7 protein-coding genes are annotated in these 15,775 nt (G+C 47.3%); all 7 read right to left on the bottom strand.

The window, feature by feature from the left end; genetic code table 11:
* Window positions 1-139: 139 nt before the first annotated feature.
* The 7 genes from CLV93_RS14425 to CLV93_RS14395 all read right to left on the bottom strand — a co-directional run bounded on the left by CLV93_RS14425 (window position 140) and on the right by CLV93_RS14395 (window position 15,636).
* Window positions 140-2,410, bottom strand: coding sequence for a glycoside hydrolase family 3 N-terminal domain-containing protein (locus CLV93_RS14425; protein WP_246187205.1), 2,271 nt, complete (start codon window positions 2,408-2,410; stop codon window positions 140-142).
* 61 nt (window positions 2,411-2,471) lie between these two features.
* On the bottom strand, window positions 2,472-4,757 hold the full coding sequence (bglX, locus tag CLV93_RS14420) for a beta-glucosidase BglX (RefSeq protein WP_106542920.1): 2,286 nt from the start codon (window positions 4,755-4,757) through the stop codon (window positions 2,472-2,474).
* The gene (locus CLV93_RS14415) at window positions 4,744-6,369 is read right to left on the bottom strand and encodes a glucoamylase family protein (protein ID WP_170108961.1); all 1,626 of its coding nucleotides are present in this window, start codon (window positions 6,367-6,369) and stop codon (window positions 4,744-4,746) included. The genes bglX and CLV93_RS14415 overlap by 14 nt, the downstream gene beginning before the upstream one ends.
* Before the next feature lie 83 nt (window positions 6,370-6,452).
* On the bottom strand, window positions 6,453-7,802 hold the full coding sequence (locus CLV93_RS14410; RefSeq protein WP_106542919.1) for a glucoamylase family protein: 1,350 nt from the start codon (window positions 7,800-7,802) through the stop codon (window positions 6,453-6,455).
* Between the two features lie 93 nt (window positions 7,803-7,895).
* On the bottom strand, window positions 7,896-9,350 hold the full coding sequence (locus tag CLV93_RS14405) for a RagB/SusD family nutrient uptake outer membrane protein (protein ID WP_106542918.1): 1,455 nt from the start codon (window positions 9,348-9,350) through the stop codon (window positions 7,896-7,898).
* Window positions 9,351-9,377: 27 nt separating this feature from the next.
* Window positions 9,378-12,371, bottom strand: coding sequence for a SusC/RagA family TonB-linked outer membrane protein (locus CLV93_RS14400; protein WP_106542917.1), 2,994 nt, complete (start codon window positions 12,369-12,371; stop codon window positions 9,378-9,380).
* Window positions 12,372-12,741: 370 nt separating this feature from the next.
* Complete coding sequence (locus tag CLV93_RS14395) at window positions 12,742-15,636, bottom strand: two-component regulator propeller domain-containing protein (RefSeq protein ID WP_146142035.1); 2,895 nt, start codon at window positions 15,634-15,636, stop codon at window positions 12,742-12,744.
* Window positions 15,637-15,775: the final 139 nt, after the last annotated feature.

Genomic DNA, 15,775 nt, shown 5'->3' with positions numbered 1-15,775 from the left:
GCGAACTTCTCGTAATCAGAGGATTAGAACACGACCTTTCGCAACTTGTTCAAATCCTCCAATTCTAAAGCGTAAAAAAAACCGGCTGACATAACGCCAACCGGTTCGGTGTTTAGTAGTCTATGATATTAAATCCAACCTATTTCACTAACGTAAAAGCGGTTTCTTTCACATCGTCCGAAGCACCGCCGACAAATACCTTGAAGTCGCCGGGCTCGGTACCCCAGGTCATATCCTTACGGTGGAAAGAAAGATCGTTCATCGTCAAATCGAAATGGACCGTTTTGCTTTCACCCTTTTTCAGGAATATTCTCCGGAAACCCTTCAGTTCTTTAACAGGACGAGTGACACTGCCCACCATGTCGCGAATATACAACTGAGCCACTTCGGTTCCGTCGTAGTTACCGGTGTTGGTAATCGTAGCACTCACATGAAGCGTATCGCCCATTTCCAGTTTCGTTGTACTCAACTTCGGTGCCGAATAACTAAACGTCGTATAGCTCAATCCGTGACCGAAAGCGAACTCTGGCGTATTCGGTGTAAACAGGTAGCGCGAGCGGTATTTCTGTTCTTTACCTGTTTTGGTATAAGGACGACCGGTATTTTTCGCGCTGTAATAAATCGGAATCTGACCGGTAATCCGCGGGAAAGTCATCGGCAGTTTACCCGACGGGTTATATTTTCCCGAAAGGACATCGGCCAAAGCAGGCGCTCCTTCTGTTCCCGGGAACCAGGCTTCCAGCATCGCGTCGGTCATGGGCACCTCTTTGTCGAGCGCCAGCGGACGACCGCTCATCAGCACGACCACTACAGGCTTGCCGGTTTTGTGGATCGCTTCCAGCAATTCGGACTGAATATGCGGCAGATTGATGTGCGCGCGACTCGCCGCTTCGCCGCTCCATTCGGCCGATTCGCCCAATACCATCACCACCACGTCGGAATGACGGGCAGCCGAAACCGCAGCTGCAAATCCGGAACGGTTATCGCCACGCAGTTCACACCCCTTGGCATACCGGATATTCTGCCTGCCAAACTGGTCTTCCATGGCTTCCTTCACGGTCTTGTTGATTTTCCAGTCGCCGGCTGCATGCCACGAGCCCAGCAGGTCGCGCTGTGAATTAGCCAACGGGCCAATCAACGCAATTCGCTGACCTTTTTTCAACGGAAGTGTTTCCTTATCATTCTTCAGCAATACCATTGACTCACGGGCCATCTGGCGGGCCAGCGACATATGATATTTCGAATAAGTCAGCTTCTTCTCACGCTTGTTGCTGAAATATTTATACGGGTCGGCGAACAATCCCAAACGGAATTTAATCCGAAGGACACGACGAACGGCATTGTCAATTTCCTGCTGCGTCACGCGGCCTTCCTTCAGCAATTCTTTCAGGTATTTGGAATAAGTTCCGCCTTGCATATCCATGTCTACACCGGCGTTCATCGCCAAGGCAGCTGCATCTTTCTCATTTTTGGCAATGCCGTGAGGCACCAGCTCGTTAATCGCCGTATAGTCTGTTACCACGAAGCCATTAAAGCCCCACTCCTTGCGCAGGATATCGGTCATCAGGAAATGATTGGCCGTCGCCGGAACACCGTTCAAATCATTAAACGAAGTCATCACTGTACCGGCACCGGCATCAACTGCGGCCTTGTAAGGAGGCAGATAAACATCCCGGAGTTTCCGTTCCGACATATCAACGGTATTGTAATCGCGACCGGCTTCCGGGGCACCATAAGCCGCAAAGTGCTTCACGCAAGCCACAACGGTTGTATCCGACGCCAAATCAGTTCCCTGGAAACCATGCACACGCGCGGCAGCAATTTTACTTCCGAGGTACGGATCTTCACCAGCACCTTCGGATACGCGTCCCCAGCGAGGGTCACGAGCAATGTCACACATCGGGGCATAAGTCCACTGAATACCGGCAGCAGCAGCTTCGGCGGCAGCGGCAGATGCCGTTTTCTGAATCGATTTTAAATCCCACGAAGCCGCTTCACCCAACGGAATCGGGAAGATGGTTTTCTGTCCGTGGATAACATCGTAACCAAACAGCAACGGAATTTTCATCCGTGTCTGTTCCATCGCAATCTTCTGCAATTTCCGGTTGTAATCCGGCGAAAAAGCGTTAAAGATATTTCCGCATTTTCCGGCTTTTATGTCATTAATGTAATTCTCGTTCATGCTCGGCCCGGTTTTGTCCCAACCGCTGGAGTACAGCGTTAGCTGTCCGATCTTCTCGTCCAGCGTCATCATCGATAGTACCGAGTCGACCTTGTGCGTAATCACCGGCTCGTCGAAATACTTCGATGCTTCGTCTTTTTTCGCAACCTTATTATTAACAGGCTGCTGACAGGACGACAGGAACAGAACCGCTCCCGCAGTCAGTAACATCGTCAGTTTTTGTGTCATCTTTTTCACTACTATTCTAATTTCAGGTTCATAATGTATCGTTGTCTACTTACCAGGAATATCACGGCTTCTTCAGTGTAAAACCGGCCGAATTGGTCACTTCGGAACTGCTTCCTACCATCACGTCGAATGTACCCGGTTCGGTCTTCCACTTCATATCTTTATCCAGAATTGCCAAATCTTTTCGCGTTAGCCGGAAAGTAATTTCCTTCACTTCTCCGGGGACCAACCAAACACGTTGAAATGCCCGCAATTGCTTCACCGGAAGACTGACATCGGCCACCTGTTGATGCGTATACAGCTGTACCACTTCCGTTCCTGCCCGTTCTCCGGTATTGATAACAGAAACCGATACTTTAAGCGTATCATTCCAATTCAGGTTTTGTGTATTCAGTTTTACCGGCGAAATAGAAAAATTCGTATAACTCAATCCGTAACCAAACGGATAAAGCGGTGTATTGGGCATGTCCACGTAACGAGTCGTGTATTTATCATTCGGATTGAACGGCCGTCCGGTATTCAGATGACTGTAAAAGATGGGCACCTGCCCGACACTTCTCGGAAAAGTAACCGGCAATTTCCCTGACGGATTGTAATCGCCAAACAGCACGTCAGCAATCGCATTTCCGCCTTCGGTACCCGGAAACCAGGTTTCCAGAATGCCCGGCACGTGGTCATTCAGCCAGTTTACAGCCAATGGCCTTCCATTCACCAATACTGCCACCACTGGTTTTCCGGTCTTCACGACAGCTTTCACCAAATCGAGCTGGTTACCGGGCAAGTGTAACGAAGCCCGGCTGTCGCCTTCTCCGCACATGCTGTTGTTTTCGCCAATTACCATCACGACCACATCAGCGTTTCGGGCTGCCCGAACAGCTTCCTGGAAACCGCTTTCCGAACTGGTATTGTAATCAGTTCCTTTCGCATAAATTACTTTCGTCCATGGCGAAACGGCCTTTTTAATTCCCTGCAGCACGGTCACCACATCTTCCGGCCGGGCCAGTGCATGAACCGGCCCTAATAAGTTATCCTGAGTATCAGCAGCGGGACCAATCACAGCAATAGACTGAAGTTTCTTGCTTAGCGGTAAAATATTTTTTTCGTTTTTCAGCAATACAAATGTCTTGCAAGCCACTTTCCTCGCTGCTTCGCGATGGCTTGCCGGCAGAACATTATTGGCCACCAATGTGGAGTCGCTATAGCGGAACGGATTATCGAACAATCCCAGTTTGAACTTCATGGTCAGCACTTTTCGCACCGCATTGTCCAACACCGATTCCGGTATTTTACCTTCCTTTACGAGTTTGGGTAAATTCTCGAGGTACGAACCACTGTGTAAATCCATATCGACACCCGCTTTCATCGCCAGTTCGTCGGCTTGTGCCGCAGAAGACGCTACCCCATGTTCCTGGAGTTCGGTCACTGCGTCAAAGTCCGAAACCACAATTCCGTTAAAGTCTAGTTCCTTTCGGAGAATATCCTGCAGCAAAAAGTGGTTGGCCGTTACCGGAACACCATTAAAGGCCACAAAAGCGGGCATCACAGCCCCGATTCCAGCTTTAACAGCCGCCTCGAACGGAGGCAGGTAAACTTCCCGAAGCTCGCGTTCCGGCATATTCACCGTATTATAGTCGCGACCGGCCTGGACAGCACCGTAGCCTACAAAATGTTTCGCAGTAGCCATCATGGTGTGCGACGATGCAAGGCTCTCGCCCTGGTATCCTTTCACTGCAGCCGCAGCCATTAACGAACCGAGATACGGATCTTCGCCGGCGCCCTCTACGATTCTGCCCCAACGCGGATCGCGGGCTATGTCAATCATCGGGTTAAACGTCCAGCTCACACCGGATGCTGTTGCCTCAACGGCCGAAATGCTGTCGGTTTTTCGGGTTAAGTCGGGGTCCCACGAAGCAGCCAACGCCAACGGAACCGGAAAACCTGTCTGGAAACCGTGAATGACATCACCCATAAACAACAGCGGAATTTTCAGCCGCGATTGCATCGCCAGTGTTTGCATCTGGCGGGTGTATTGTCCAACATTCCTGCCGGGAAGAACTCCGTTAGTTCCACCCAGTTTACCTTCCTTAATCAGCTGTTTCAGGTTCGGATGATCCGCTCCCAAAATACAGAGTTCACCAGCCTTCTCTTCCAGCGTCATCAATGACAAAATGGAATCCACTTTGTGCGCAATCACCGGATTGGTGAAGTACCGGCTCTCCGATTGCGCCGTTTTCGACTCCTGCTTCCCGGAAGGCTGGCAACCGACCATCGCCAACATGATTACCGCTAAAGCAGCAATCGCCCGCACTCCGATTCTTCGACTCTTCCCCGGTTTACTTGGTTTCATTTACTTGAATGGGTTTATTATCAATGGTAAAATCCAAACGTTTCAACCCTCTCAGCACATCTTCATTTTTCATGAATGAGTTCCAGACCAAGCCTGAACGGTAATTTTCGATCATCACCACAATCGGCCCCTGATCGATGGCCAGGTAGGTTTTGCGCACGTGGTCTTCCGGCTTATTTCCAACCGAAAGATTAATTCCATCGTAGAAGCCGAACGGGCCAAACAGATACTTTCCGTAATTCCGGTAGAGGTTTTTCAATACTTTCATCGATTCGTTCGGAGTGTACGGCATTGATGACAGTGCTGCCGTTGGTGTGATTGTTCCCAAATCGCGTTGGAAACCCGGAGCGTGCGCCGTGTATCCATCCGGGACTTTATCGCCGGCTGTGAGTCCCCAGAAATCAGGGCCGTAGCCTTTCCATCCGTATGGGTTATCGATGCAGTACGCACGATTAATCAATGTCTGCCGCCGGTTTTGCTGCCAATAATTGGCATACCGGTCGCGCAAGCCTTTTGGATTCAATCCCATGTACGAATAGTGAGCAAAGAACAACGGACCGCCCATCCATTTGCGGTTTCCCAATGGAAGCATCATGCCGTAATAAGTGGAATTATTGGCGAATGTGTCCCAGTTGTTCCCGGCCCAGCCTTTGTGATAAACGTCCGGAGAAATGGCATGGTCGGGTGACGAAGCCGCCAGAATATAGGTAATCAGACATTCGTTGTACCCATGAATGGGATGATTCATTTTCCAGCCATAATCGGGAGACCAGTGCCAGTACAGAACATCCTGACCACGGGTATAGAAGTCCCAATCCATCGATTTCCACAGATCGGTAATTTGTTGTTGCAGAAATTTCTCTTTGGGAGTCGGATGGTTAAAAAACTGACGGGCTGCCAGCAAGCCTTCCATCATAAAGGAAGATTCGACAATATCGCCACCGTCATCGTATTTACTAAAATGATAAGCTTTCTGTGTATCGGCATTGTACCAGTGTGCCCACATTCCATGAAAACGGTCGGTTGTTTTGAGAAATTTGGTGAGGTTCAACAACCGGTCGACCGCCTGTTCGCGGGTAATCCAGCCGTGTTTCACTCCCACCATCAAGGCCATTACGCCAAACCCGGAGCCGCCGATGGTAACGATATCGCCATCCGGATGATTATCGCGTTCGCGGGCCATTCCCAAATCGGCCCGGCCAAAGTTCCAGAAATAGCGGAAGGTATATTTTTGCACCATGTTCATGAGCTCTTCATCGGTAAAATCATGAATCGATGCGTTGGCCTCCACCGTTTCGGAAGTCAGTTCTTTTCCTTTCCGGTTAACCGGAACCAACTTATATTTTAAAGAGATGTTGCGCCCCAAATCCGTTACAAAATCGAGGTAGTAATTATTCTTCGTTTCAGTTCGCAACTGGTAAGCACTGTCGGTTGCTGCATACAAACGGTAGGATACAGCATTTTTCAAATCGGGCCAGCGTAGCTCTACGTGGCTGTCATATCCTTTGGCTGTAAAATGGTCAGGTTTGGTAAGGTATTGGTTGAGATGATCCTGTGCTGAAACACTTTTCACCAGCAGGAGAATAATAATGATACTGAAGAATTTTTTCATTAGATGAACACTTTTTCTGCCCAAAAGGCGATCACGTCAATGATAAAGAAGCCGATTGCCGGCTAAAAATTTTGTTGGTTTTTCTAATTGTTTGTTTTCTCAAATCCCAGCTTGCTAAACATGGTCTGAATGTCCGGATCCTGCATAAAATTATCCCATAAAATTCCGCTGCGATGGTTTTCAATCATTGCAATAATAGGGCCCTCGTCTATCGCCAGGTAAGAGGGAGCGTACCAGTTCTCATGAATATTAAAGGCGTCTTTAAAACCATACTTTCCCCAGAGTCCCTTCGAACCGTATGTATCGTAGAGATAATGCATGGCTGCCAACGATTCGGTAGGCGTGTAGACAATTGATGAAATTGCGGCTGTAGGAGTAATCGTTCCGTTATCGTTGGCTGTGGTTGGCTCGTGTGCCATGTAACCGTTTACCGGATCATCCGAAGCCGTCAGTCCCCAGCAATTCTTGTTGTAGTATGAATACACCGATGCACGGTCGATGCACCATTGCCGGTTTAGCAACGTTTGTTCTTTATTGCGATCGAAATAAGAAGCAAACTTAGATGCCCGAATGTATTTATCCGAAAAGTGCGGATCCATTCCCAAATAAGAATAGTGTGTAAAAAATAACGGACCGCCGTAATATCCATATTGGTCAACGATGAGTGTCGCGTTATAATTATTTCCGGCCCAACCCGTATCGTAAAGCGACGGAGCAATCGGATGCGTGGGTGACGCAACGGCCAGTAAATAAGTAATCATCGTCTCATTGAAACCACGTATGGGCATGTTCATCGCCCAACCATAGTCTGGCGACCAGTGCCAGTACAGATAGTTCTGTCCATTGGTATACCACTTCCAGTCAACATCTTGCCACAGCCCGGTAATAATATCCCGCAACTGGGTCTCATCAGCTGATGAACCATCAAAAAACTGCCTTGCCGTCAACAGTCCCTGAATCATATAAGCTGTTTCCACCAGGTCACTACCGTCGTCCTTTTGCGAGAAAGGTATCGTTTCCCCCGTCGAACCGTTGAGCCAGTGTGACCAGGCTCCATGGTAACGAGTGGTTTTATCGCGCAGAAAAGTGACCATTTTCAATAACCTTGTCACCGCTTCCTGGCGGATAATATAGCCTCGTTTAACGCCGACAATAATGGCCATCACACCAAATCCGGAACCTCCAATTGTGACGATATCGTTGTTCCCATTGCTTCGTTCCCGGATAAGACCGGAAACCGGATGAGCGAAATCCCAGAAATACCTGAAAGTTGCTTGCTGAACAGTATCCATCAGCTCATCATCCGTCAAAGTGGGTGGGGGCTTCGGCAGCGTTCCTCCTCCATCCGGCGGCACATAATTATCGCCTTTCTTTGAACAGGAAACTAAAGTCAAAGCTACCCAGAAGGATATGAAAAAAAGATACTTGTTCATCCGGATTGTATGAGTATGGCAAACAGGAAGAAACTTCCCGGAAGGTAAATTTACACCATACCGGGAAGTTCATCCTAACATCTATGAATAATTTTAGTATCCTGGATTTTGAGTCAATGCACCGCCACTCAGCTCGATCTGACGTTGCGGAATGGGGAACAACTCGTTCTTACCAGCCACAAATCCTTCTTTGGCCAGCACGGTTGCTGCCCGTCCCTGACGAATCAGGTCGAATGTCCGGTCGCCTTCGAATGCCAATTCCACGCGACGTTCGTGGTAAATCTTCAGCCGTAGATTGTCCTGATTGGTTTCGGTGTAATCCGGCAAGCCGGCCCGCTCGCGAACCTGGTTTAATGCCGCCAGTGCAGTACCCGGGTCGCCCATTTCATTAGCCGCTTCAGCTTTCATCAACAACACTTCGGCGTAACGGAATATCCGGACATTTTTGCTGGATTCCCAGGAGTTTCCGTCATATGTTTCCTGCGTACGACTCAGGTAAGCTTTCTGGTTGTACATCGGGTTCGGTGTGTTGGAATTAATTACCGTACCGTCCCACATGGTTTCTCCCGGATAGATAATCGTTGCATCTTTCCGGAGGTCACCAGGCTCGTAGGTGTCAGCCAAATCCTGCGAAGGAACATTGAAGCCCCATCCGAACTGACCTCTTACTCCCTGAACGTCGACATATCCCTGAACTCCTTTGTTCGGTGTTTGACCACGTCCCTGGATTTCGAAAATAGACTCGGAATTGTTCTCTCCGATTTCACGCCAAATGGTTGAGTAATCACTAACCAGCGCATATTCACCGGAATTGATCACCTCATTGGTCAGGCGCAATACTTCCGACCAGTTCTTTTGATACAGATTTACCTTTGCCAGGAAGGTTTGTGCAGCTCCTTTGGTCGCGCGACCTAAATCTTTTGCCGCGTATTCGCTCTTCTTCGGAAGATGATTAATAGCAAACTGCAGATCCGTTTTAATAAACGCATAAATAGAATCCTTTGCTACACGGGTATTTCCCATAGCCACATCAGCCGGATTGGTTGGATCGGGCACTCTGTCCACCAACGGCACTGCACCGAACGTCCGAACCAGATTCCAGTAGAAATAAGCGCGGAGGAACCGGGTTTCCCCTTCCAGGCGGTTCTTCAGTGTATCATTAATGGTCACTTCCCCCAGCACTTTCAGAGCCTGATTGGCACGAGCAACTCCTTCGTAGTTTCCCTGCCATACATCGTTGAACGACAAAGCATCGGCTCCAAACGTGAAGTTATCCAGCAAATTTTTGTCCGTTCCGGTATCACCCGGAGAACTACCTTTATCGGCATCGTCGGAAGTGATGCTGGAAATACCAATCCATGAGAAGGAGCTTTCGTTCCAGTCGAGCAGCTTGTTATACACTGCATTTACCACTTCAGTCGGATGATCAGAATAATAATCTTTTGGCGTCATATTCCCCTCCGGCGGAACGTCCAGATAATTGCTCGAACATCCCGAGAAGGTTAGCAGAGCTGCAGCGAACGCAGCCCCCATATATAATAATTTCATCTTTCTGGTTTTCATATCCAATACAAATTAGAAAGTTATGTTGAGACCCAAGAGGTAAGAAGCCGTTTCAGGATAAGAGCTCAACTCGATTCCGGAATCAAGTGTACCTGAACCTGTCTGTCCGGGTAACTCGGGGTTATATCCACTATAACCTGTCAACGTAATGGCATTTTGAGCTGAGACGTAGAAACGGCAACGGCTTACCGATACTTTCTCCGTCAATGTTTTGGGAAGCGCGTATCCCAGAGTCATGTTATTGAAGCGGAAAAAGTCGCCTGACTCGAGATAATAGTCAGAAGCCACCGGTACAGCATCGGAAGCTCTTGGGATATTGGTATTCTGATTTTGAGGCGTCCAACGGTTGGCCAACGATGCTTCGATGTTTTCACCACCCCAGCGCTGTGCTTTCTTACCATTGTAAATTTTACCACCAAAGTTACCATAAGAATCTACAGAGAAATCCCAGTTCTTATAGTTCACTCCGAGGTTCAACCCAATCATAAGCGTGGGATTGTACGAGCCAGCATAATAACGGTCTTTATCGTCGATAACGCCATCGTGATTCCGGTCGACAAGTTTCAGGTCACCCGGCTTAGCGTTTGGCATCAAAGGCTGGCCGTTGCTATTCACGTAAGCATCCAATTCCGATTGATTGTGGAAAATACCATCGGTTTGGTATACCCAGAAAGAACCAATCGGCTGTCCCTCTGCCGTCTGTGTTGTTATCTGACCATTGCCTAAACTACCGCTGTTGATTGGCAAACCACCGCCTACTTTTTCGATGCGGTTTTTGTTGGTCGTCACATTCAATCCAATATTGTAGCTGAAATCGGAGGTGACTTTATCGCGCCAGTTGGCCGAGAATTCAAAACCAGTATTTCGGATATCAGCTTTGTTGGTCAGGAATTTTCCATCGTTATCTCCAAATATTCCGGCAATCGGAGCGAAAATCAACGCATCCGAGGTCAGTTTGTTGTAATAGTCAAACTCACCGGAAAGGCGATTGTCGAACAATCCGTATTCCAGCCCAAGGTCCGTTTCAGTGGTTACCTCCCACTTCAGATTCGGGTCTTTGATATCCGTTATCGTACCACCATTGGTATAAGCCTGGTCGGGACCAAACACATACGCCAAATCAGAGTTGATGAGATAAGTAAACGCATCAGCAGGTATATTATCGTTACCGATTTTACCCCAGCTGGCACGCAATTTCAGGTTAGTCAGCCATGCATTGTCTTTCAGGAAGTTCTCCTGGGTTAATACCCAGCCAAGTCCAACAGAAGGGAACGTTGCCCAACGGTTATTGGATGGAAACATCGACGAACCATCGTAACGAATCGTACCGGTAAACAGATACTTGTTGGCGAAGCTGTAGTTGACACGCCCCAGGTAGGAGTTACGGGTATTCTTTGTGCCATTGCTTCCGTTGGTTGCAGATGCTGCATCGCCCAAATCGAGATACCAGTAATTCTTTTGCGAAGGTACATTCTGGCGGGCAGCATCAATGTATTGCGTACGGTATTTTTCAGCTGTTGTACCTCCCATCAGTTTCAACCGGCTATTTCCCCAACGGTTGTTGTAGGTAAAGTAATTATCCCAAATCCAGTGTGCATTGGTATTTTGATGCAGACTCAATTTGGAGATCTCATTCTTTTGAGTTGCTGAAACGGTGTAAACCGGGTTGTATATACGCCCGTGATCTTCCGATAAGTCAACTCCCATATTCGATTTAAACTGGAGATGTTTGGTGAAATCAACTTTGGCGTAAACCGAACCTTGAATACGAGTTCCCCAGCTTTTATCATGGGTGTAATCAAGTGTAGCTTTCGGGTTACCCACGTTGTTGATGTCAGTGAAACCATAATTTCCGTTTTTATCCTTCACCGGCACAGTCGGTGCCTGACGATAAGCTGCGGTGAAAGCCGAATAAGGCTTGTTGTCCGAATTATATCGAGACAGGCCAATGTTGTCACCCACTTCGAGGAACTTGGTCACCTTATACGTATTATTTGAGCGGAGTGTCAAACGATCGTAATTGTTTCCGTCCAGGATTCCCTGATCGCTTTTATACCCCATGCTGAAATAATAGGTTGCCTTATCATTTCCACCACTTACCGAAAGGTTATGATTCTGGCTAATTCCCTTCCGGGTAATTGCGTCGAACCAATCGGTATTGTACGGAGGCAGGTTGTTCAAATCAAATGCCGGAGCTTTTCCATCGTAGCCCAAAGCTTCGTTGGTATATTCAGCGTACAATTTCGAGTCTGCCATTTTTACCTTATGGGCTGCTACATTAGTGCCAACATAGCCGTCGTACGAAATTTTCATTTTACCTTTCTCGCCGGCACGAGTCGTAATAATGATCACACCATTTGCACCACGAACACCGTAAATAGCGGCAGCCGAAGCATCTTTCAGCACATCTACCGAGACAATATCCGAGTTATTGATATTGCGAATATCGTCGGTAATGACTCCATCGACAACATAGAGCGGCTTAGCTCCACCAAGAATGGTTCCTGTACCCCGAATACGAACCTGTGGATCGGCCCCGGGAGCCCCGGAGTTCACAACTTGTACACCGGCCACTTTTCCCTGAATAGCCTGGGTAGCTGTCAAGGCCGGTTGTTTAATCAAATCTGCTCCTTTCACCCCGGCAATGGAACCAGTGATGTCCTGCTTCCGCTGAACACCATAACCCACCACCTGAACTTCACCAAGATCTTTAGTAGAAGTTGAAAGGGTCACATTAATTTCTTTCTGTCCGTTCACCGGTTGCTCTACTGTCTTCATTCCCAAAAACGAGAATACCAGCGTACCGTCAGCCGGAACTTTTAACGAGTAGTTACCATCAAAATCGGTAATTGTACCGTTTGTGGTACCTTTCACTAAAATACTGGCACCCGGTATGGGTTTTCCATCATCCGCGCCAGTTACCTTCCCTTTAACGGTGATGTTTTGTGCCATCACTACTGTAAAGCCAAGAAGGACCACCAAAAGGGTTAATAAACTCTTTTTCATTCGTTCAGTCTTTTTTTGACAATTTGAATATGTTACAAAAGAACCCCCTGGTGGAGTAAAAAGGAAAAATGCCACCCCTACCTACCTACATCATGTTAAAAAACATCCAATTTTTGACTTTCACATCACTACATCACGAAAGGAACACATCTTCATACCAAACTAATTATCAGTCAGAATAAAAAGTTATGCTTTCTAAAACTTAGATTAAATAAATGCAAAATGAGACTAAGGAATGATAAGATTATACAAGGAATGTTTAACGTTCAGGAGATGGAAAAGAACCCAAACAGCAAAGATCTTATTTTTAAACGGGGTTAAAATGTCATCAAAACGTCATAAAGCGACGTATTAAAATTCCAAAAGCAGTTTAAAACTCCATCATGAACTCAACCAGATTTTTTTCCTGGGGCAGCTCCAGTTTCTTGCGCAAACGGTATCGCCGAATCTCCACTCCCCGAACTGAAATATTGAGCAGCGGCGCAATTTCTTTCGTTGCGAGATTCAACCTGAGGTAGGCACACAATTTCAAATCGCTCGGAGTGAGGGAAGGATATTCATTTTTTAATCGCCGGAAGAAGTTTTCATGAGCCTGATCGAAATGTGATTCGAAAACCAGCCAGTCATCTTCATTCGTCAAATTCTTGTTTACCAATCCAACCAGCTTCTCGTACATGTTTTTAGGATAGCGGGTTCCCAACTGGGTTTTCTGCTTCTCAATCTCCTTCTTGATTTCAATGAGCGACTCATTTTTCCGGATAATGGACATGGTCGAATTGGCCAGCTCAATGTCTTTGTGCGAAAGCTCGGCCTGTAGTTTTTCGTTCCGCAGCTTGATAATTTCATTCTCAGCATGCTCCCGCTCTTCCTGCCTTCTCCGCTCCAACTCTGCATGTCTCTCCTGGCGGGCTTTTTCTTCTCGTCGTTTTAATCGTCGGTACAACAACAACTGGGCAAGAATGATAAAAAGCACACCGATAATGACGTAAAAAAAATAGGCCATAGACGAGGCATACCAATGGGGCTTGATGGTAAATGGGTAAGTTATTTCAGAAAAGGGATGGCCAAATGCATCAATATTTCGGACGTGAAAAACATAATTGCCTGCCGTCAGGCGATCATAAACCGCAACTCCTTCCGGAGAAGTCGATTTCCAGTGTTCATCAGGCTTCAAGCCTTCTAAATAATATTGATATGACTTGCCGTCGGGAGAATAATTCAACGAGGCGAACCGGAACTTGATACTCCGCTCCCAGGGCTGCAACTGAATTGTCTGGTAAGAATTGGCTGTTGAAAGAGGTAACCGTCGTTTTTCACCTTTCCGTCCCGATGCCACTACATCCCGGAAAAATATTTTCTGTGCCACGGTATCTTTCAGGTCTTTTCTCAAATCAATTAAAGCATAGCCCTCATCGAGGCACACCATCTGAATGCGGTTATTCAGTGAAACAATATTTTCGTATCGTTCCACCATCGAGAAACCATAAAGAGCAGGGTCCATCTTTCTGACCAACATGGCTCCGCTATCGCGAATATCAACCATTCCAAGCATATTCCGACTAATCAACCAGTATCGGTTATCGTCGACCCGAATGATGCGACGGGCCGCGGAAAGCTCTCCCAGCCTCTGATTCAAATCATCCATCGGAACAACCTTCTCATGCAGGTCATCATACGTATACAGTCCTTCCGGAGATGTCAGAACAATCCGGTTGGCAAGCTTAAATACATGTACATCGAAATCGGCCGGCAGTCCCGATACGCGTCCAAAATAACGCGTATCAACCACCTTTCGATAGTTGGCATCCAACTTCAACCGGTAAACTCCCTTCTGTTGATGGCTTACCCAAACATATCCGAAGGGTCCTATTTCGACAAACCGGCAAGGCTCGTTGAATCCGGTGACCTGATGATCGTATCGCCACTCGCCATTCTCCAGGCGATAAATAACCAGATGAGTATACGTGCTCTGGATCATGTATTTTTTTCCACCACGCTCGTAAGGTTTGACCATGTATCCGCCGGACACGTTACTGATGTGACGAAGCCGGCCATTTTTGTAAGTAAAGGTTCCACGGTTGTGCCCGATAATTAATGAACCCGCATGCACCTGCAAATCCCAAACCTGGCCTTGTGTTCCATCCAAAAACTGAAAATTGCCGACGGGTTTCCTCGGATCTCCATTGAGTAACTCACGATAGTAAACGCCCCGGTTCGAACCGATAAACAATTTCCCCTCAAAAATAACTGCAGAGGTCAAAGCCCCAATTCGCTGGTCCTTATCGCGATAAATCGACATTGGAGAATTAATTTCCACATAGTCAATTCCTTTGTTCATCGCGACCCACAAGCCGCCTTTTTGATCTTGCTTCAGCGCGAGAACCGTATTATTCTGAAGTCCACTATCCGTATTAATCCGTGTTTTGATATTTCCGTGCCGATCGGTAATAACCACACCGTTCAAAATAGTCCCGAAAGCAAATCCGTTTTTCAACGGAATAGCGACATTTAATTCGTTCTGCTTCGAGAATTCCTGAATATCACCTCCCCACGGAGAAAATTTTCCGGAAGTCAGCTGGTATATTCCCTGCGACGAAGTACAAACAAGCAACGTATCTTTTCCTCCCGGAATAATACTTTTCACTTGCGTGGAAGCCAAAAAATCCGAGCCGGGAATATGGACCGGTCGATCATTCACCAACTCCACCAAGCCGCCGCCGTCTTCCTGCGTAATCAACCGATCGCCAACCTGCGACATTAAAATGACATTCGATGGCAGAGGAATCTGATGAACGGTATCGCCATCATAAGAAAAAAGCGCCCCAAAGGACTGAAAATAAACTTTATCATGCGAAAAAAGGATACGCCAAAACTCCCAGTTGTGGAGCTTCAAACCGGGATAGGAATGTGAAATGGAAGTGTATTTTAATTGTCCGGTTTTGTCGGGCTGCCAGTAACCGAACTCTTCGAAAGCGCCGGTATAAATTTTACCATCCGGGCTTACACCAACCGAGCGTACAATATTGCGGTCGGGAAGCGAGTAGAGTTTCCAGTTGGTGCCGTCAAACTGCAGGAGGCCGTCACTGTTTCCAATGTACATCAATCCCTGCTTATCCTGTGCAATCGACCAGTTCTGGTTTCCACCTTTATAATCTCCTTTAGAATAATGAAGAACCAGCGGTTGGGCCACGGCCATGACCGGCAGAAACCCTATCAACACCAACCCCCTTTTCAGAATCGTCATCAACCCACAAACACTTTTCATATACCAACCGAATATTGGGGCATAAAGATAACGATACACGGGGTATAAAAAAGAGGCTGTCCAAAAAGGGCGGCCTCATTTTTTAAGCAGCTAACCTGATTGTTCCGAACATTTTCCTGATTTTTGGTAGGCATTGTTG

It is taken from the genome of Prolixibacter denitrificans, assembly GCF_003014495.1.
Classification (GTDB): Bacteria; Bacteroidota; Bacteroidia; order Bacteroidales; family Prolixibacteraceae; genus Prolixibacter; species Prolixibacter denitrificans.
The sequence above is the reverse complement of the archived record's forward strand: the minus strand, read 5'-3'. Positions and strand labels throughout refer to the sequence as shown.